Source organism: Lysinibacillus mangiferihumi (assembly GCF_003049665.1).
Lineage (GTDB): Bacteria > Bacillota > Bacilli > Bacillales_A > Planococcaceae > Lysinibacillus > Lysinibacillus mangiferihumi.
The window spans coordinates 24,239-43,139 of the sequence record NZ_PYWM01000037.1; the positions used below are offsets into that span (position 1 = coordinate 24,239).

At 31.8% G+C, this 18,901-nt stretch carries 23 protein-coding genes and 2 pseudogenes; all 25 read left to right on the forward strand.

The window, feature by feature from the left end; genetic code table 11:
• The first annotated feature begins 31 nt into the window (after window positions 1–31).
• The 25 genes and pseudogenes from C9J37_RS23545 (at window position 32) to C9J37_RS23675 (ending at window position 18,398) form a co-directional block, all read left to right on the forward strand.
• Window positions 32–283 carry a hypothetical protein gene (locus tag C9J37_RS23545; protein ID WP_107897354.1) on the forward strand — a complete coding sequence of 84 codons (252 nt, stop codon included), beginning with the start codon at window positions 32–34 and terminating at the stop codon, window positions 281–283.
• Between the two features lie 209 nt (window positions 284–492).
• Window positions 493–670, forward strand: a pseudogene (locus C9J37_RS29160) (hypothetical protein); the annotation flags it as partial.
• 38 nt (window positions 671–708) lie between these two features.
• The gene (locus C9J37_RS23555) at window positions 709–1,416 is read left to right on the forward strand and encodes an endonuclease V (RefSeq protein WP_137067822.1); all 708 of its coding nucleotides are present in this window, start codon (window positions 709–711) and stop codon (window positions 1,414–1,416) included.
• Between the two features lie 488 nt (window positions 1,417–1,904).
• A complete protein-coding gene (locus C9J37_RS23560) occupies window positions 1,905–2,174 on the forward strand; it encodes a hypothetical protein (protein ID WP_107897356.1) in 270 nt (89 codons plus the stop codon).
• Between the two features lie 533 nt (window positions 2,175–2,707).
• Window positions 2,708–3,175, forward strand: a complete 468-nt coding sequence (locus tag C9J37_RS23565) for an SMI1/KNR4 family protein (protein ID WP_235617227.1) — start codon at window positions 2,708–2,710, stop codon at window positions 3,173–3,175.
• A 438-nt stretch (window positions 3,176–3,613) separates the two neighbouring features.
• On the forward strand, window positions 3,614–3,895 hold the full coding sequence (locus C9J37_RS23570) for a DNA/RNA non-specific endonuclease (protein WP_235617228.1): 282 nt from the start codon (window positions 3,614–3,616) through the stop codon (window positions 3,893–3,895).
• 2 nt (window positions 3,896–3,897) lie between these two features.
• Window positions 3,898–4,395 (forward strand): antitoxin YezG family protein, encoded by a 498-nt coding sequence (locus C9J37_RS23575; protein ID WP_107897358.1) that lies wholly within the window; start codon window positions 3,898–3,900, stop codon window positions 4,393–4,395.
• Window positions 4,396–4,600: 205 nt separating this feature from the next.
• The gene (locus C9J37_RS23580; protein ID WP_107897359.1) at window positions 4,601–4,879 is read left to right on the forward strand and encodes a hypothetical protein; all 279 of its coding nucleotides are present in this window, start codon (window positions 4,601–4,603) and stop codon (window positions 4,877–4,879) included.
• A gap of 14 nt (window positions 4,880–4,893) precedes the next feature.
• Window positions 4,894–5,397, forward strand: a complete 504-nt coding sequence (locus tag C9J37_RS23585; RefSeq protein WP_036150273.1) for a hypothetical protein — start codon at window positions 4,894–4,896, stop codon at window positions 5,395–5,397.
• A gap of 430 nt (window positions 5,398–5,827) precedes the next feature.
• Window positions 5,828–6,373 (forward strand): YxiF family protein, encoded by a 546-nt coding sequence (locus tag C9J37_RS23590; RefSeq protein ID WP_235617229.1) that lies wholly within the window; start codon window positions 5,828–5,830, stop codon window positions 6,371–6,373.
• A 95-nt stretch (window positions 6,374–6,468) separates the two neighbouring features.
• Window positions 6,469–6,918 carry a hypothetical protein gene (locus C9J37_RS23595; protein ID WP_107897360.1) on the forward strand — a complete coding sequence of 150 codons (450 nt, stop codon included), beginning with the start codon at window positions 6,469–6,471 and terminating at the stop codon, window positions 6,916–6,918.
• A gap of 152 nt (window positions 6,919–7,070) precedes the next feature.
• Window positions 7,071–7,232 (forward strand): hypothetical protein, encoded by a 162-nt coding sequence (locus C9J37_RS28535; RefSeq protein ID WP_167397419.1) that lies wholly within the window; start codon window positions 7,071–7,073, stop codon window positions 7,230–7,232.
• Between the two features lie 186 nt (window positions 7,233–7,418).
• On the forward strand, window positions 7,419–7,826 hold the full coding sequence (locus C9J37_RS23600; protein WP_107897361.1) for a hypothetical protein: 408 nt from the start codon (window positions 7,419–7,421) through the stop codon (window positions 7,824–7,826).
• 137 nt (window positions 7,827–7,963) lie between these two features.
• On the forward strand, window positions 7,964–8,410 hold the full coding sequence (locus C9J37_RS23605; RefSeq protein WP_107897362.1) for an SUKH-3 domain-containing protein: 447 nt from the start codon (window positions 7,964–7,966) through the stop codon (window positions 8,408–8,410).
• Between the two features lie 248 nt (window positions 8,411–8,658).
• Window positions 8,659–9,018, forward strand: a complete 360-nt coding sequence (locus C9J37_RS23610; RefSeq protein WP_107897363.1) for a hypothetical protein — start codon at window positions 8,659–8,661, stop codon at window positions 9,016–9,018.
• A gap of 101 nt (window positions 9,019–9,119) precedes the next feature.
• Window positions 9,120–9,488 (forward strand): SecY-interacting protein Syd, encoded by a 369-nt coding sequence (locus C9J37_RS23615; RefSeq protein WP_107897364.1) that lies wholly within the window; start codon window positions 9,120–9,122, stop codon window positions 9,486–9,488.
• 467 nt (window positions 9,489–9,955) lie between these two features.
• On the forward strand, window positions 9,956–10,435 hold the full coding sequence (locus C9J37_RS23620) for a DUF2247 family protein (protein ID WP_107897365.1): 480 nt from the start codon (window positions 9,956–9,958) through the stop codon (window positions 10,433–10,435).
• Between the two features lie 290 nt (window positions 10,436–10,725).
• The gene (locus C9J37_RS23625) at window positions 10,726–11,130 is read left to right on the forward strand and encodes a hypothetical protein (RefSeq protein WP_107897366.1); all 405 of its coding nucleotides are present in this window, start codon (window positions 10,726–10,728) and stop codon (window positions 11,128–11,130) included.
• A gap of 405 nt (window positions 11,131–11,535) precedes the next feature.
• Window positions 11,536–11,982, forward strand: a complete 447-nt coding sequence (locus tag C9J37_RS23635) for a hypothetical protein (RefSeq protein WP_107897367.1) — start codon at window positions 11,536–11,538, stop codon at window positions 11,980–11,982.
• Window positions 11,983–12,518: 536 nt separating this feature from the next.
• Complete coding sequence (locus C9J37_RS23640) at window positions 12,519–13,202, forward strand: Imm3 family immunity protein (protein ID WP_107897368.1); 684 nt, start codon at window positions 12,519–12,521, stop codon at window positions 13,200–13,202.
• A 477-nt stretch (window positions 13,203–13,679) separates the two neighbouring features.
• Window positions 13,680–14,132 carry a toxin-antitoxin system YwqK family antitoxin gene (locus C9J37_RS23645; protein ID WP_107897369.1) on the forward strand — a complete coding sequence of 151 codons (453 nt, stop codon included), beginning with the start codon at window positions 13,680–13,682 and terminating at the stop codon, window positions 14,130–14,132.
• A 151-nt stretch (window positions 14,133–14,283) separates the two neighbouring features.
• Window positions 14,284–15,111 carry a hypothetical protein gene (locus C9J37_RS23650; protein ID WP_107897370.1) on the forward strand — a complete coding sequence of 276 codons (828 nt, stop codon included), beginning with the start codon at window positions 14,284–14,286 and terminating at the stop codon, window positions 15,109–15,111.
• A gap of 15 nt (window positions 15,112–15,126) precedes the next feature.
• Window positions 15,127–16,128 carry a hypothetical protein gene (locus tag C9J37_RS23655; protein ID WP_107897371.1) on the forward strand — a complete coding sequence of 334 codons (1,002 nt, stop codon included), beginning with the start codon at window positions 15,127–15,129 and terminating at the stop codon, window positions 16,126–16,128.
• A gap of 94 nt (window positions 16,129–16,222) precedes the next feature.
• A pseudogene (locus C9J37_RS29775) lies at window positions 16,223–17,387 on the forward strand (IS3 family transposase).
• Between the two features lie 201 nt (window positions 17,388–17,588).
• Window positions 17,589–18,398, forward strand: a complete 810-nt coding sequence (locus C9J37_RS23675) for an alpha/beta fold hydrolase (protein ID WP_107897375.1) — start codon at window positions 17,589–17,591, stop codon at window positions 18,396–18,398.
• The last annotated feature ends 503 nt before the right edge of the window (window positions 18,399–18,901 follow it).

Here is an 18,901-nt window from a genome sequence, read left to right on the forward strand (position 1 = left end):
GTCTAGGGTTATCCTGCAAAGGAGGAATAAGATGGCTTCATACGTTTTATTACTAAAAGAATATGAAGATGATGAAACTGTGGTTTACAGATTCGGACCTAATGAAAATGTTATGGGGAAAATTGAATTAAATAAATTTACTAGAAAATTTTCCGAGTTAGAAGTTCTCCCTAATAACAACTTTCCATCTGCGTTTTATTATGAAAGAGCTGCTCAAAGATTGGCAGTTTGCCTAGTAAGAGAAGGTGGTGTGTTTCCTGAGAGAACCGCTTTTGAATCATAATAACAAAAAAATTCTTTGATTGGCTAAATGTCAGTCAAGTTTTTTACTTTAATTTAAATTAAATCAGGTGATATTTGGGTGAGACAACAAGAAAAATGATTTGCTCATAAAGGTATTACCATTATAGAGTTCGGTTTTAAAAGGAGGATAGAGTGACAAGTACGATAATTAAGCGAGATGACATTGTACATGGTAGGTAGGGCTCGACAATTGCTTTTTCGCATTATCATATTCTAATTTATATTCATGGTAAAGATTTTGATGTGGGATTATGGTTTACTACATACAGTGATGAAGTATTAGATAACCCAGAAGAGGAGGCAGGAAAGCCTTTTACGGGTTTAGCTTTCGAATTAATTATATGATAATGGAAATATAGCGTATTACTGTTATTAAAAAGGGTTTTAAAGAAGGATAGGATGCTTATGAATAATTTTGATGGAAATAAATTAATACAGGAGTTTTCGAAAATTCAAAGTGAATTGTTTCCTAGAATTAAATTAGAAAATAATTTTCAAATAGAGAATGTACAACTTATTGCAGGAGTAGATTTATCTTACTGGAATCTGAATGAAAGAAAGTACGGTACATGCTGTATTGTCATCATTGATTATAGTACAAAAGTAATTGTTGAAAAAGTGTACAGTTATGGGGAAATACAAACCCCTTATATTCCAGGTTTCCTTGCATTTCGAGAATTACCTTTAGTAATAGAGGCAGTAAAAAAACTAACGAAGCAGCCAGATATATATATGTTTGATGGCAATGGTTATTTACATTATCGTCACATGGGTATTGCTACTCACGCCTCATTCTTTTTAAATAAACCAACGATTGGAGTGGCAAAAAGTTATCTTAAAATCCAGGATGTTGACTTTATTATGCCAGAGAATTTAAAAGGCTCTTACACCGATATTGTAATAAATAATGAAGTCTATGGTCGGGCTTTGAGAACAAGAATAAGTGTTAAACCCATCTTTGTTTCTTGTGGGAACTGGATTGATTTAGATTCAAGTACTGAAATTGTATTGAATTGCATTAATAATGAAAGTCGTTTGCCTATTCCCGTTAGATTAGCAGATTTAGAAACACATAAAATAAGAAAGCTGTTAATGGAGAGCGGAATGGAGTAATAAGCTGAGGAAAGACCTAATCTGTATTTAATATTTGTTAGCCAATAACTTTACTTTAATCATGCGATTGATAGTATGATTATATAAGTTCATGGTTTCGGGAATTGTATAAGGATATAATTTGTTGTACGGATACCCTTGACTAGTTTACAATTAGCGATTTTTTTAGTGTTATACACAATAAAAAATGGGTTCTTGTCTTCGAGATACCTTGATTGGTTTCATACCTTTCAAGGTTTTTTCGTGTACGAAAAATTGTGAAAATAATTGATATTTGAATCGAAAACTTATGGTAGTTAGTAAAAGTTTAGGATTAGGAGTAATGAAATTTCAATAAAACAAGATATTTTCTACACGATTTATACGGGTACTTGCAAATTAAACGAAAGTACGCAAACCCTTAAATAAGCGAAGCATAAAGAATACCGTAAAAACGACGGTGCTAACGGACAAAAAACAAAAGAAGTGTATAATTTAGCCAAACAACCATGAAAGAAGTAAAAACGGCCTCAAAAGAAGCCGTACTAGCCGACAAGTCGTTAAATAACATGGAACTGCAAACGCCAAGTAAGGACATGAGCTTTAAAGAAAAAGCCATACTAACAGGCCAGAATCTGCTTTTAACAAAAGCTCAAAAAGAAAAAGGCAAACTAGATGCAACGGTTGATGTATTGAAAAATACATACGGCGAACTAAAAGAATTGGTGACCAACCCTGGAGGTGTCCTCAATAATCTAGTGACCGCAACACCCGATTGAAACGAAAAATCAATAGGCAATGCAATAAAACACTCCTATGAAAAAGAAGCACTCGATGGCATTGCTGAGGCGACTAAGGGTAAGGTTAAGGTTAATGCTTTTGGTAGTTTTTTTACAGAATCTACTCAAATAGATAGAGAACTAGTCGACACCTTAAGGAAAAAATATACAGATGGAAGAAAAGGAATGCTGCTGCGTCAAAAGGAAAAATAGATGGTGATGAGATAAATTTAGAAAGTAGTGGAGAGTTTCCTAACAATGATTACTTTAATAAAGATAATTTTAAGCCCCTACAACCAGAGGATTATCATTATGAAGGCCCAATTAGTGCATTTACAAGTCATACTGAACAAAAATTTGTAGGATATTTAAGACTAAAATATTAAGATAAGGCTGATGTTAAGGGGTTAATTGAAATTATTTCTGAAAGACCATATTGTGATAATTGTATTGATTTGGTTGATGAATTCCAGAAGAAATTTCAAAATATTGAGGTAGTTTGTATTGAGGTAATTCCAAAATAGAGGAGAATAATGGTGAAATATTTATATGAACTTATTACCGAATTACAAAAAAATAAAATTCCTATGGTTCCGTGCACTAAGGACGAAGTAGATGAAGTAAAGAGGTTGATAGGAAATAATAAAATTCCTAAAGCATACATTGAATTTCTTGAAGTAATGGGAGGAGGGACAGAGCATACTTTTTTACGAGGAGAATCATGTTATATTGACGAATTAATGGAATTGAATGAATGGGGAGCGGAATTATTAGCAGAAAATAATGTTGCATTGAAGCTTACCCCTAACGATTTTGTATTTTGGATGAGTCAAGGGTGTATGTTTTGTTTCTTTAAACTAGATGAGGGCGAGAATCCTCCAGTATATTTTTATTCGGAAGGTAAGAAGAAAGATGGTTTCTATAAGATTACTGATACTTATACAGATTTTTTACAGCGTCGGTATATGAAAGATAAATATATTTTTCAAAAAAAAGATTAAGCGAAGCATCTTCGGATTTAGGTCTGAAATACTATGTGTAATCAATACGAGATTGGCATTCCAAATTGCGTTTTTTTTATCCTATTACGGTTTGTTGATGAGTAGACCTCACCCAGTGCCAAGTAAGTAGGGCAGAAGACTTAACTCAAGTTGAATTCGTCAAGCTAAAGAGTTTAAACGTTACACTCGCCATGATCATGGGTATAAAAATGCCATACTGTCAAGGACCAGCTCTGTCAATTGGGAACACCGCCGTTGGAGTTGGCTGGTGTGAATGTGGGCCGAATAACGGATACTAGAACATTTGAGAATATACTATTAAAGAAGCCATATTTATAAAACAGATAGTAAAGGTCGTATTTCAAATTGTGAAGATAACCTCGAACTGGGTAAAGGGAAAAGAATCATGCTCAAAAAGTAGTGAGTGGAGACGGTCGTTTGCCAGATGGTGAGGGCGGTCATTTGATTGCAAGTATTTTTAAAGGTTCAGGTAGTCTGGATAATCTTGTGCCTATGAATGGTAATCTCAATAAAGGAGAGTGGAAAAAACTTGAGAACATGCGGGCAAAACAGCTTGACAAAGGGCAGGGTGTTGAGGTAAAGATAAAGGCGATTTATAAAGGAGACTTACAACGTCCTATAAGTTTTGAAATAGAGTATAAGGTTGGAAATGGAGATTGGGAATATAGAGAATTTAAAAATAAACCAGGAGGCAAGTAATTGTGAATGATAATAAAATAAGTAGTTTATACAATAGTATCGCTCAAATAGTCGTAGAAACGATTCCAGAAGCGTGGTCTAAAGTCTATGTTTATGGTGAAATCAATGAAGATGTACGTACTGCATTTTTCTTCTATTACCCGGAATCTAGCGAAAAACCAATGCATAGTCATGATATACCAAGTGTATTCGGGGTAGAAAAAGAGGAATATAAGGAAAAATGGAGAAAATTATTAGATTATTTAGAAGAACTATGGTATGAATTTAAAAATAATAACCAAGAACCTTGGACCAATCTCACATTGATTTTTAACAGTGAGGGTGAATTGAAAATTGACTATGAATACGAAGACTTATCGGAAGCAGACGATTATGAAAGGCGAATTATTTGGAAGTATAAGTATCTAGGACGTATACCTGAAGATAAAGACGACAGAGAATTCTTAGAGCGTTATTTACAATCATTTGAAGAAAAAGAGAATAATAACGATCAAAAATAAAATTTTTAATTGAACAAATGTTGACCATATTGACCCATCAACATAAGACAAAAAACCGGGAACCGGGAATTGGCTATTTAATTTGATACGATTATTAATTGGAAAAAAGTAGAAGGATCTTTAACTATCTTCTGCACAAGCAAAAAACAACCAAAGCGAATGCTCTCAATATACTTAAAAAGAAATCAATCAATTAGGTTAGTATGTGGAGAAGCTTGATAAGGGTACGGGTAAAGATTTTAAAAACTACTCAGCTAAAGAAATAGAGAGGAAGTTTGACTTGAAGAAAGGGGAGTTCCACCAAGTGAAACAGGATATAGTTAAAGACCTTACCAATAAAAACTCTCCGTATAAAGACTCTATGAAAAAGGTGGGTAATAATCCTGATATTCATCTAAGTTCAGATGGTACAATCAGAGTAATGTCTAGAGATGGAAAGACTTCGTTTGATACTAATTGGAAGATAAACGATTTTCTACCGTAAGAAAGGTGATAGCTATGTCATTTGAAATAAATATATTAGTGGTTAATCAAAATAAACCATTACCGATTCCATTTCTCTCTTTTATAGAAGTAATAAATGAAGTGGACGATAAAATGGTTTTGAGGTTGGATTGTACATGGAATTTTATGAGTCAAACAAAAGGAATTTGGTACTCATTAGTTAAAGAGGATAATGGGATTAAAAATGCATTTTTACTTTGTACCTCTGATTTTGAAATAGAGTCAGAAAAATTACCTATTCCTTTTTGGATTGACGATGAGGATGTTATTTATAACTTAACTCCATTAGTTATTCATAAAGAATATTCGGAAGAGTTTGTAGCAATATTAGAATTTTTAATTAAACAATCTCCAAGTAATACCTTAATGTTTTTAGCTAGATATCAGGGTGGTGATTATGAGATTATTCAAGGCACTATATCACTTAGTAATTTTATTCAAGATTTAAAAAATAAAAAAATATTGTTTAATGTATGCTATATAATCACTAATAATTAATTGTTATAACCTTGATTGGCTAAATGCCTTTCAAGGTTTTTTTCTTTAAGTCATATTAAATCGGCTGATATTTGAGTGAGACAATAAGAAAATGATTCGTTTGAGAATCGAAAACTCATGTGACCATCAAGGATTATTATGCAAACATTGATCTAGGAAGAAAAGTGTGAGAATTAGGCGAGATGACATTTTACATGCAGGAGGTAGTTTTGTATGGAATAGTGACTAAATAAACGATAATGACAAAGCTCGTGGCGATAAATAATGGTTAATGTGAGAGGGAATTGTTTGCTTTATATAGTCAAATATTTTTAAGGTTGTATTTTGCTAGAAGGTATTACCATCATGGGGTCTGGATTTACTATAGGATAGTTTGACAAGTACGATAATTAGGCGAGATGATATTTTACTTGACAGGGGTAGTTATGAAATGGGATGGCTAAATTTGCATTTTTTGGTTATAAAAAGAAAGGGTATAATGAGGAAGATGGTTAATGTGAATAATGATAGAACAACAAAGTTGGAGTTGTTAAAAAGAATAAGTAGAAGAAAGAATTTAATCAAAGAATTAGACTTCATGAATCTTGTCGAGGAACCATTTTTGAATATTGAAGATAACGATTTATTTTGTAAGAAAGTATTTTCGGTACTTAAAGCAAAGAAAAATAAGATTCGATTGCAAGGAGATAACTATAAAGAAAATATTCAAAAATCAATACAGTTATTAAATGAGATTATTGATAATACTGAAATAACACATAAAAAAGGATACCTATTGTTTTTTAGAGAAAGTGAAATAGAAGTAGTGTTAATTAATGTTAATGAATTATTTAGTAACTTAGATAAAGTTCTTGAGTTGACATGGTTTTCAAAGGGATATGGAGATTTTATACTAGTGGATGGAGATTTTAATTTTGGTTTGTGTATTGAACGAACGGAATATTATTATGAGTTTAGTATTTGGGGACTATCGTAAAAAGGAAACATTATGCGAACCTTGAATTCGTTATAAAAAATAGGGAAATTACGTCACAGCATATCCGTTGTATTAATAAGAGTGGGGATAATAACATGATTAAATATTTGTATACAACTGAATATAATGAAGATTTTAATGAGGTTATTTTGGATTTTGGTATAGATACATCATTAAACAATGGTTATCTGATTTGTAATTCACTAGGTTCGGATATTTTTGGCGATTTTGCTACTGTAAAGGATGAAATCGAAAAATTACTTGAATTACTAGCAGGAAAAGTAACTTTATACGAAGGTGGGGGAAATGTAAACTTAATAAAATCAGATGAATTTTTTACAACCATTGAAGATATTTTTGCAGATGATGAGGAGGCCAGCACATGTAAAATTGAGACTTTAGAATATACAAAGATTATACTGATCTGGGCAAAAGAAAATTTTCAGTATAAGTGCAAACGAGGTGCTGTGTTAAGAGAAGAAGCAGAATTAGCAGTAGACTGGATAAATAAAAAATTCATGGATAATAAAATTTTACGGCCATAGAGGAGGGAAGCTGGATTATATACAATTAAAGAAATACACAGATTATTCGCTAGGATTATCAAATGACAAGTCGGAGCTTTTTTGCAAAAAAAGGTAAATATACCTATTATACACAAAAGTAATCGATCAACTAGGTAAGGATGTGCAAGCCTGTGGAGCAGCTTGATAAAGGATTAGCTTCTAGAGGTAAACCAAGTTCAGGCGAAAGATCCTTTGTTAGTTTTGTGAAAAATAATGTGTCTATTGAAAAAGAAACAATGGTGATGTCCCAAGTCAGTTTAAACGTTTTTGGTATGATAGTCATGCTAACTTAGCACTGTATGTACATCAACTCACTAGAAATGCCGCACCAAAAGGAAATATTTATGGTGGGTTGGTTCCAAAACGTCAAATGATGGTGTAACAACTCCAAATGCAAAAGATAGAAAATAATTATATGACTATTTAGAAAACGGCAAATATCAAGAATAAGGGAACAATAAAATGGATGAAAACTTCGATTGCACACAGTTTTTTCCTTTGATACAAATCTATCATTAAAAGAAATATTATTATTATTATCAGACTTGAAAAATTATGAGTTTCTAATTTTAAAAAGTGATGACATAAGAGAAGTTAAAAAAAGATATTTAGAAAAATATATGAGTTCCTATCTAATTGAACTAAAAAATGATAATTTTATAGGCGATTTGCAAGATTGGAGTAATTTTGAAAGCCCTCCGATTATTGTGGAATTTTTTTCTGATATTTCAGAAAAAATAGCGAAGAATATTAATATAACAAATTACTCTATTATTCTTTGTAAATTTGCACAAGAAAATGTTACTGAAGATAAAGTTTTAGAGATAAAATCTAATGAGATTTTACCAGCTCTCTATAATATGTCTAAATTCAGTTATGATTTATAGATGGATAATCTTATCTTAAAAATTCAACAGGAACTTTAAATGTTTATAAGCGCCATCCCAAAATTGTTAAAAGACATTTTTAGATTTCATTAATGATTTTCGTGAATAGAACTCTTGAATAAATAGGGAGGATACTTATGCAAAATTTATCAGATGAAACGAGAGATATATTGCTACAAGCGGGATGGAATACAAATAATAAGGTTGAATTAACGGAAACAGTAAAATTTTTAAAGGCGATGGGATATCAAGTGTTTAATCCGGTGGTTGATGCACTAAGTCAATTTGGTGGGGTTGAATATAAATTTAAGCATCCGGATGGAAGTTTGGAAACCTTTCATTTTAGCCCACAAGAAGTTGTTGGGGATTACTATGAAAAAGAAGACTTTGATGAATTTGAGCTATTAGTAAAAGAGCCGCTCGTAGTAATTGGAGAAGCATACCGTGGAAACTTAATAATGTTTATCTCGAAATCTGGTAAGGTCTTTGGAAAAAATGGGTATTCATTATTTAAGTTTGGCGATGACATTTTCGAGGCATTAGACACGCTTTGCTTATTTAGTAAACCAGAAGAAATAGAATAATAAATTTCAGTCATTTGGGATGGCTGTGGCAATATGATAGAAGCTAGTATAGAATGGCAGCGTAATAGCGTTGCATGATACAGGTTAATTATGATCAGATACCACATAATTGACCTGTTTTTTTGTTATCATCAAAAATTAATTAGAAAAAGTCGCCCCTTTAGAAGGCAAAAAGCTAGTTTTAGAAATAATAATTCAATGGGGTCGTATGAATTAGAGAAAATGAAATAGAAAGAAGTGAACATGAATTGGCAACTTACAATATAACTTCAGATATTTTTGAATATCCGAAATCTTATCATAAGATTGTAGAATTAAATTTAGTTGATTTTGATGTATGGTATTTAATGGAGTCTGGTCAAGCGACAAGAAGGTATTTTGATTTGAAGGAGAGATATCCCAATAGAAAATTAATACCTTTTGCTAGACAGGATGATAGTGATGATATCGCATGTTTTGAAATAGGAAAGGGAACTAAGATTCAATTAATTCATGATTTTACTACTGAAGGTTTTGAACAAAGACATGAATTTGAAGATCTCTGGGAATGGTTAGAGTTTGCTATAAAAGAAATGATTTTTTATAACAGGTGTGAAGCGGTTGAATGATAGAGAATATTAGACTGACGAAAAAGCTGCGGGTGTTTGAGAAAATGATGTCAGTATGCTGAATTACTTGAAAAATTTTTAAATAGTTAAGGATAATAACTTTGACAACAAAAGAGGCAATGCATATATACTTTCAGATGAGGAAAGAGGTAGCTACTACAGCTTTAGATTTTTTATTTAAAACGACAATTAGTAGTGATGATAACTTAATAATTTATGACGGCGAAGTGGATGAGGATGAATATATCTCATGGAAACCTGTAGAAATGACTGTTACACAAGATTTTACAAGCTTAGAAGATGAATTTGATACGAGTTTTCATGATTATTTTAACTCGTATTGGTTTGTAGACTTAGATGGATTTTTTAAGGAACACTATATTTCACTAGAATCTGTTCTACCTAATATTGAGATAAGTACTTTTCGAGAGTCTTTGAAAGGATATAAAAAAATCACGCTGATAGTTTAGTAAAAATCCCTATTGGAATTGAAGGGAATGTTCCCTATTAATTAATTTTTTAGAATAGAAAATTTAAAATAAGCTTTAGTTGAACTTTGAATGGCAATTTATCATTTAAGGTTTCTTTTCCGTAGGAGCTATCTGTGCGCTGAAAAATTACTTTTTATTTAGATTGTAAAAGTTATCAAAAAAATCTAAATAAATTGCAGGAGGGTATTCTAACCCTGAATATCGAAAATAGTAAAGAGAAAAGAACCCTAGGAAGCAAGTGTTAGAAGAGGAGAACTTGAAATCGATCATCATGTGCAAGGCTTACCTTTTGGTGGAAAGCATGTAAGTTGAAATATTAAAAAGGCAGTAGAATCTAATAGGCGTCGAGAACAAATTGATGATTTAAATTTCATAGGAGATTCATTGGAAATGGTGTTATAACAGGTATAGCAAATCAAATTTCAGAAAAGTAATAGGTGAATAATATGAACTTAAAAGATTTAAAAAATAGACATATTACGTATGACTGGAAAACTATTTTTGTAGGTGTCCAAGATAATTATTTTAGCAAAGACGTTATTTCCGAATACGCGGTAGAGTTGTTAGAGATCGATGATGAAAGTGGATTTGTGAGTGAACTTGCATGGGGAGTATCTAATGAAGATTTAGATAAAGTGATGTTAGAAATAAAAACTAGATATTTCCCTCAATTAGATGAAGAAGGCACAATATTAGTAGAGGAGAATAGAAAACTTAGGTTTGTTTGTTTATCTATAATAAAAGAAAACTGTAAAGGAGATAATGAATTATTAAATAAAATTGCAGAGTTTTATGGAAATCATCATTACCCAGAAGATATGGTGAGTTTTGTTAACTATATGCCTCAAGAAGTTCCAACTATGAAAAAAGAGTTGGTAAATAGGTTTGATATATTTTTAAAATTAGAAAGTGTGAGATTTAGTTAGCTATTTTACTTGAGTATAACGGTAGAGAAAGAAGGACTTAAAAGAACAAGGGAAAAAGAAATCTAGAAGAAGTAAAGGAGCAACTCCGTCAGTTGGAAGCACCGTCGTTGGTGTTGAACGAATAGGCGTAAAAGAGAATAAGTGACCAATGCAGTAGGTGTTCTTAATAACTAGTGTCCACGCTATAGTTGTACAAATGTTATATTAGAATTTAGAGAAAAATATACTATTATAAAGCTAAGTATCTTTACAAATGATACAGTAATTCCATAAGGGTTAGGGAGAATATGTTGAATAATAATATTGATTATGAAAGTATCAAAGATTCTGTTGTATACAGTTTTGAAGAATATATTGAAGAGGATGGATTTACAGCATCACAATCTGCAGCAAAAGTATTTGAAGAAGATTGGAGAGATTTAAATTATAATGCTTTTACAAGGACTGCATATTATATTTGTGTTGCAATAGAGTGTTTTAAACTTAAGGAAATACCAGATTTTGTATATAAAAATTTAGACTTTTATATCAATAGTGAAGAATTTAAAAATGAAGCGAATGAAAAAGATATAGAACAGTTATCACAAGACATAGATAAATGTATCCAAGCAATAGAAGATGGAGATTATAAGGTTATTAAATCGAGCTTTGGGGCTAAATCAAGAATCGAATATATTCTTAGTTTAAAACCGTAGTTAAACAATATAATTACTAAGATACCAAAATTGAAATCATTTATAAATAATTATAGAAAGTTGAAATAAATTTATCATAAATACTACTCTACATAAACATTATCTGAATGATTTTCTACAAAAAATATAGTAAACATGTTGGGAAAGCACATAATTAGCAAACAATAGCATCTAGGGAAAATATAACTGCTGAAGAGAGAGCTGGTTTAGTGGAAAGAAAAATAAAAATATGGTAATACAATAGGACCAATAGCTGAGAGTGTGTAAATATAGTAAGAGATTCATCTATTGTTAAAGGAATTTATGAATCAGATGAACAAGTATGGAAAATAAAAATTCAAAAATCAATGCAAAAAGATGATGTAATAAATCACTATTAAGACTAGGACCTTAGGAGGGGCATTTATAGTGATAATGAATAATTACTCTAAGACAGGGACGTATATTTTATTAGATGACAGCGGATATTCAATAGTTGAAAAAAGCAAAGTTCAAATGGTTAGACAAGGCATCGGAGGGTTTAGTGAAGATGGGCGGATAGTCGGTATTTATGTTAAAGATAACAAACTGTTTTTTTTCTACAATGGAAAATCATTCGAAACATCTATAAACGATTTAACTTGTACAAATATTTATGTTTCTAAATCGAAAAGATGTTTTAGTGTAATAATAGAGGGGCAAAATATCTGTAATATAGTTTATAAGCCTTTTATTGATCCAGGAATGATTTATTATGATGCAGACCCTGAAGAGTTTGATGTGTTGCTATACTTAAGTGAATTATTGAAGAACGAGGATTCTATTAACAGATTTATGCAGGGTATGGAAGTAATTAAAGAGCAGAATAAATAAAAATATACATTAAAAGGCTTAAAGGGCTCAAGCCTTTTAGCAGCTGAATTACCTTTGGAACAAACCTCAGCAAAGAGAAAATTGTCAAAATAATTCAGACTGTGGAGAATGCGTCAGTAGTCACTAAGGCACGTAATGACTTTTATCCAGAAAATATCAAGGGGATATGGCTAAAAGCTACGACGACTTCATTCTCATCTGCAATTATTTACCATTGTAGATGCTGCTAAAGTCGAGAATGAATCGATTGTCTTCAACAGGCGACAAGTGCTTCGGAGGGCAATACCGGTAGCTGGAGAAATAGCAGATGGCCAGAATGCTGCTATTTATTATACAAAGGGAGAAAAGGTGAATGTGACCCTCTCTTAGGAGCGACATCAACAGTCGGGAAATTGTTAGGTATTCAAGGGTTACTTGAACAAAGAATTGGATTGGGGTTAGAGGTAAAAGATAAATTGAAATAACCAATAACTATAGGCCATCTGGTAAAACAGAATTTTTCGATGCAGATGGGCAGGCAATGGAGGTTCATAGAAGTGGAATTTAGTTATCAAGAATACAATGAGTATATAAATGAAACTTATATGGAATTTAAAGATGAAAAGATGAGTAACAAAGAAGCAATAGCAAGAACATATAATGAGTATGATATGGTCGCCAAAAAAAGTGAAACAGATAAGGGAATAGTTTATATAGAACTTGCAGAAATCTTAATTACTCATTTAAAGGCAATGTATACATTCAAGAGTTATATTGAAAATGTGTTGATTGAATTAGATTTTAATTTAATTAAACTTGAAAATGCAATATCTCAGGAAGAGTATAATGACTTGTTTTCACGTAGAGTACATGTTTTACAAGAATTTAAAAAAATGCCTCTTGATTACTATCAAACGGGTTGTTGGTATTATGAAGAGTTAATAGGGGAAGTACAAAAATATATTAGCAATTTTATAGAAGAAAACAAAAATACGGAGACTATAGTCACTGATGTATTACAACGATTTGAAAGAGATTGTAAAAACACAAAAAGCGAAAAGTATATTATCTATACAACGCTTGCTGAAAATCTGTGTAATCAAGGGTTAATAACTGTAAATGGTATTGAGGAAATAAAGAATGAGTTGCAATCATTTCAAGTTTGCGATATATCTAATGAGCAATTAACTGAAGATGAACAAGAGAAATTAGCAAATCGAATTAAAAAAGTAAAACTATAAAATAAACAAATAGCTAAAGGCAGAAGCGTTGCTCTCACAACTTTTCTGCTTTTTCAATTTAACATAAAAATTAATACATGTAGGGACTATTCTGTCAATAGTGGGTAAAAGCAAATGAAGAATTGACGGACAAGACTGTTCAAGAATGATAAAAGTGGAAATATAAAAACATTTAGGTTAGACACAGATGGTAAAATCTTAGGAGAATGTCAAAGCAAGGGGGAGACAAATGAAATGAGTGATCAATTGTATAATAGAAGAAAAATTTAAAGAAGGAATAGATTATTATAAAGAGTTTGCTGAAGTTTTAGCTGTAAATGAAGTGCTGAGAATGAATCTGGGTGCTCGAAAGATTTGACTGAAGTGTAATAAAAACAGGAATTCATAAGAATAAGCCAGGTGTGGTTATGTTTAAATGTTGTCCACGCTGTAAGTATTTATTAGATGGATTTGGAGTAATATCGGGGGTATCTACAGTTGAAAGATAAATTATTAAACAAAGAATACATTATGAAAAATGGTAAGAATTTTGGAAAGAATTTTGGGTATGGGGGAGATGATTATGATTCATTTATAGTGGAATATGATCAAAATAATAATGAACACCTATTTACAGGCATAATCTATGAATGTTATGAAGATGGTAATTTAGCAAACTATTATATAGTAAAAAATGGTGTTAAGAATGGGGAAATGGTTTATTATTATCCGAATGGACAAGTCAAAGAAATTAAAAATATCGACACAAACACTGTAGAAGGCATACAAAAAGAGTTCTATGAAAATGGTGTTTTAAAATTAGTTGAATATAGAGTTTTAGGTAGATTAGAGAGCTTTATAAAATATGATGAGCATGGCAATGTATTACAAGAAAAGAACGGATCAATAGAACTTAATCCAACTTATATTGTAAGAATGGATGAAAAATGAAAAATATTTAAAGAACATGCTAGAAAAATAAGACGCTATTATATGGTTTACATTTTCTTAATATTCAATTAGGAATATTTTAAATGAATTAACCAAAAATATTGTATAGTTATTTTCAATAAAAAAGAATAGAAGGATGGGATGATTAGAAATGAAGAAATTTTTCTCTCTGTTGTTTATTTTATCTTTGTTTGTATTTATGCCCTTGGTCACTAACGCAAATGATCTTTCTGAAGAGACCATAGAACTTCAGCGAAATGATAGAACCGACTTTTCTATTCCTGAAAAAAGCGATTTAACATCAATCATGACAGATGGGGATAGCAAAATTTATAAAGTTGCCCTTGGTATGAACAGAAGCGAGAAATTAACATTGGTAACTAGAAAAACATTTGATGTAGAGATTACAGATCCAAAAGGGGATACAATCGTTCAGAAAACTGGATTAGGGGACGAGGGTAATAGACAAGTTGAATTTGATACAAGTATTGTTGGTAATTATCATATTCATATTAAACCCTCGGAAGATGGCAGAAATAATTATCCGTATAGTTTACGAACAATTGTAGGGGAGCCAGTCTATCTATATGCTAATCCAAGTTATCGAGTAGATTTACGTACTTCTTCTATATCTTCAAGAAAAACAACGAGTGATATTCAATATTTTGATTTAACGAATATTAGCAGTATTCCTGACGATGCAATTTTAACAGATTTTACAATAGGCGGTAAGGAGACAAATCGCTATTTAGTTAGCTTGTATTCAATCAAGAGAAGCCTTCGTCCAACATCTAGTTTTTCTTGGATTGATGCTACGTTCCCTTTATATAATCCAAAACAATTAGATGCTGTTCCAAAACATGCTCAAATAAAAGTAAAGCAACCTTATGCATTTAAATACTCTGCATCTTTCGATTTACCAGGAACTTATACTTTACAACCCTTTGTTTTAATAAGCTATAAACGGGAAATGAAATAATAGGAGGACTTGGCTATGTCGCATTCACTACGCTCAATTTCTCAAAGACAAACTTTTAACTCTCCATCTTATCCAAAAATGGCGTTTTCTCGTAAAGAACAACAGGCTCCTTTAAACTCAAATCTACTAGGCTCCCAATTACGGGAAGTACATCACCATAAGCGGGATAATCGTTTGACCATCAAGAAACATCCAGTTGTAGGTAATCCAAATAATTATAAACGCTTCTCCTTAGAGGGAAAACGCCAAATGTTAGCGAGCATACAAAATTTTATTCATACCGGTAATCCTGCTTATCTAAATAGTGTAAGAGATAAGAATAAGGTTTTAAAGGGATTTCAAAGTTTAGGAAGTGTAGCTTCAGCTTTGAAAAAAATGGAGTTACATATTCAAAAAAAACAGACTAAATTAAACTCAAATATAATAGAATCTCCATCAAGAGAAAGTAATTTTCACAATCAATACCAAGCAAAAGTTCTTCATGTCGATCAAAATTTTAATTTGACTATCAAAAACAATCAAGTTTATGGCATTCCGACTGATTATGGGATTATTAATTATCAGTTTATTGATGATGGGTCATCTAGATATGTAAAGTTATTACATTATGATAATCAAATATCCGATCACAAACGTGTTCATTTAGAGCGAAAACGCCAATTGTTACAGGACATCCAAACATTTATTCATACAGGTAGTTCTTCATGGTTACACACAGCAAGAGATAACAGTGAGATTTTACAGGGCTTTGAAAGTTTTGGCATTACAACAGAAGAACCCTTTACCATAAATAATGGATCTAAACGATATCGAATTAGTCCGAGCGGTATTTTGCACGATGTTGATTTGGAAAGCAAGGGTATGCGTGAAAAAGATTGGCGCAAATATGGTCACGACGAAAATACAGTTTTTTTAATTCAAGGGAAAGAGTATAAAATGGATGAAAACGGAAGACTTCCTTTACCAGAAGATTATGTTCATAAATATGAGCAAGTAAAAATTTTTAAAAGAAACTAAAAGAGGGCTATATGATATTATCCCCTTTAAGTAGACAATGTTAAAAGAGCTACAGTAATCTGTAATTAACATTCTACTTAAAGGGGATTTTTCTATGCCTAGAAAAAATAATTCGTATACAAATGATTTCAAATTAGAAGTTGTTCAGGCATATTTAGCCGGTAACGAAAGCTATATTTCTATTGCCAAACGATTTGGCGTTCAGAATAAAACACAAGTCGAACGATGGGTGAAGAAATTTAAAGAAGTTGGCACCATTGAAGCGTTCAATCGTCTACCATCATCAGGCTCTGGAGAGAAAGGTGTAAAGAATCCATTGAAAGGAAACGTATTTATTTTAAGAGTGTAGAAGAAAAACGTGATTACTATAAAGCACAGGTCGAATACTTAAAAAAGCAGTATCCAAATCTGTAAATGGAGGAATGTAACTTATCTAGAACGCTATCAAATTATCGAATCGATGAAAGATCGTTACCCTATTACATGGCTAACGAAAATGGCGAAAGTACAACGTTCAGGCTATTATAAATTGCTCAAAAATGGGAAAGTTTCGTTACGCAAAATAGACGATGTTCTATTGAAAGAGCACATTTTAGAAATCCATCAGTCACATAAAATGTATGGCTACCCTCGCATGAAAATTGCGCTACGTGACAGAGGATTTGTAGTGAATCATAAGAAAGTTTATCGTTTAATGTGTGAGCTATGCGTGCAATCCATTATTCGCAAGAAGCGTCGTGTGTGGAAAAATCGTATTTCACGAGTATTCGATAATGTTGTAGCGCGTAATTTTAAGGAACGTACAGTAAATGAAGTATTTGTTACGGATATTACGTATTTACCTACAAAGAATGGATTCCTTTATTTATCAGCAGTTAAAGATTTGTATAATAATGAAATTGTCGCATGGAAAATTGGCCAACGAAATGATTTAGATTTAGTCTTAGATACGCTTACAGAACTAGCCACAAAAAGAAACGTGTACTGGTATCCTTCATTCTGATCAAGGATACCAGTACACGTCAATCAAATACCATCAACAGGTGGAACAACTGGGCATAATCGGTAGCTATTCACGTAAAGGGAACTGCCATGATAATGCCTGTATCGAATCCTTCTTCTCACATTTTAAGAGCGAATGTTTATATCTCTTAGCTGACAATTCGGAGGATGAAGTGATACAAGCCGTTGAAGAATATATATACTTTTATAATTACCAACGCTTCCAAAAACGACTCAACCATCTAGCACCGATATAATATCGACACTAGATGGTTGCTTAGTCTCTTTTAAAGCTGTCTACTTGACAGGGGTAACCCCAACCCCAATAATGGCTCTCTTTTTTCTTTTACATAAACCCTAATAGTTTGAAATTAAAAATGTAAGAAGACAATACTATGTTATACTCTAATTAACAAAAATAACCAAATTATCAGTTCAATCGTGAAAGGATGAAAAGTATGCCAAAAGTACAAGTCAACGATATAGAAGTAAACTATGAGGTTAGAGGAGAAGGTGAGCCAATCATCTTCATTCATGGGAGTGGAGCTTCATGGAAAATGTGGAAGCCACAAATAGAGCAGTTTTCTAAGAAGTATAAGATGATAATGATTGATATGAGAGGACACGGCAAATCATCAAAATATTTCCCTGATAATACATATTCAATTAAGGTTATTTCTCAAGATTTAAAGCACTTTTTGGATACACTTGGTATAGAAAAAACGCATATAATAGGTTTATCACAAGGTTCCGTAGTTGCTCAACTCTTTGCTATTGAAAACAGTGGATATGTAAATAAGCTAGTTCTATCGAATGGATATAGTGAAATCCCAACCAGAATGTCTAAATGGGTCCTAGGCTTAAGTAATGCTATTTTCAAATTAATTCCGTATAAAACCATTATCAATTTAATGTTAAAAGTATATAAAGATGATGAATACACAAAAGAAGTGTTAAGGGATTCGTTTTCAATTGATAAGGAAATGTTATTGAAAATTAAAACAAGTGAGTTTCCGACTCATACGCAGGAATTACATAATATTACTTGTCCTACTTTGGTTATGGGTGGGGATATGAAAATAATGGGGGTTGATGAAAGAAAAGCCTCAAAGATTATTTTTGAGCATATCCCCAATGCAAAATTAGCCCTGTTTAAAAATGCTTTTGACCCTTTGAGTACGATGAGACATTCAATTTTTAATGAAATGATTCTCGACTATTTTGAAGGAAACCAATTAAAACAGTACGAGGGAGTCGAGCTATTTTAATCCTAACTAACAAACACATAGCATTGCCCAATACTAAAACTTTAATAGAAATGTTTATGTTTTAAATGTGGAAATAACTTGTTTTCATGGGAGGTATTTGCAGTATTAACTTTGTGGAATTTGATTAATATATCAAGGGCACCAGGTTAAAGCTATCCTAGCTTTTAACCTAGTGCTTTTACTATTTTATAGTTTAAGGAATTTTTCTTAGTTTTCCGTTGAAACCCTTTAAGGGAATAATAGTGTGTGGATGAATAACTATCCTAGCCTAGAGCATTTAAATTATTTTGGGTAGATAGTGTTCAGTTTTTGATGGTAATTTTCAACGGAGTAAGTGATTTATTTTTCCAAATTCCATTGGATGGGGTTTCACAATATTTAGGATTATTTTTTTTTAGCCAATTTTTTAAAGGTTTCTTTAGCGTATTTGTTACCAGGGTCTAATGCTAAAATTTTATGGCAAGTTTCAAGGGCTTTTTCATTACTCACTAATTTATCGGGCA

Excerpts from the sequence above, each read along its gene's own strand:
- C9J37_RS23545 (WP_107897354.1), top strand. The coding sequence starts at position 32 with ATGGCTTCATACGTTTTATTACTAAAAGAATATGAAGATGATGAAACT.
- C9J37_RS23555 (WP_137067822.1), top strand. The coding sequence starts at position 709 with ATGAATAATTTTGATGGAAATAAATTAATACAGGAGTTTTCGAAAATT.
- C9J37_RS23560 (WP_107897356.1), top strand. The coding sequence starts at position 1,905 with ATGAAAGAAGTAAAAACGGCCTCAAAAGAAGCCGTACTAGCCGACAAG.
- C9J37_RS23565 (WP_235617227.1), top strand. The coding sequence starts at position 2,708 with ATGGTGAAATATTTATATGAACTTATTACCGAATTACAAAAAAATAAA.
- C9J37_RS23585 (WP_036150273.1), top strand. The coding sequence starts at position 4,894 with ATGTCATTTGAAATAAATATATTAGTGGTTAATCAAAATAAACCATTA.
- C9J37_RS23590 (WP_235617229.1), top strand. The coding sequence starts at position 5,828 with ATGGGATGGCTAAATTTGCATTTTTTGGTTATAAAAAGAAAGGGTATA.
- C9J37_RS23595 (WP_107897360.1), top strand. The coding sequence starts at position 6,469 with ATGATTAAATATTTGTATACAACTGAATATAATGAAGATTTTAATGAG.
- C9J37_RS23605 (WP_107897362.1), top strand. The coding sequence starts at position 7,964 with ATGCAAAATTTATCAGATGAAACGAGAGATATATTGCTACAAGCGGGA.
- C9J37_RS23620 (WP_107897365.1), top strand. The coding sequence starts at position 9,956 with ATGAACTTAAAAGATTTAAAAAATAGACATATTACGTATGACTGGAAA.
- C9J37_RS23650 (WP_107897370.1), top strand. The coding sequence starts at position 14,284 with ATGAAGAAATTTTTCTCTCTGTTGTTTATTTTATCTTTGTTTGTATTT.
- C9J37_RS23655 (WP_107897371.1), top strand. The coding sequence starts at position 15,127 with ATGTCGCATTCACTACGCTCAATTTCTCAAAGACAAACTTTTAACTCT.
- C9J37_RS23675 (WP_107897375.1), top strand. The coding sequence starts at position 17,589 with ATGCCAAAAGTACAAGTCAACGATATAGAAGTAAACTATGAGGTTAGA.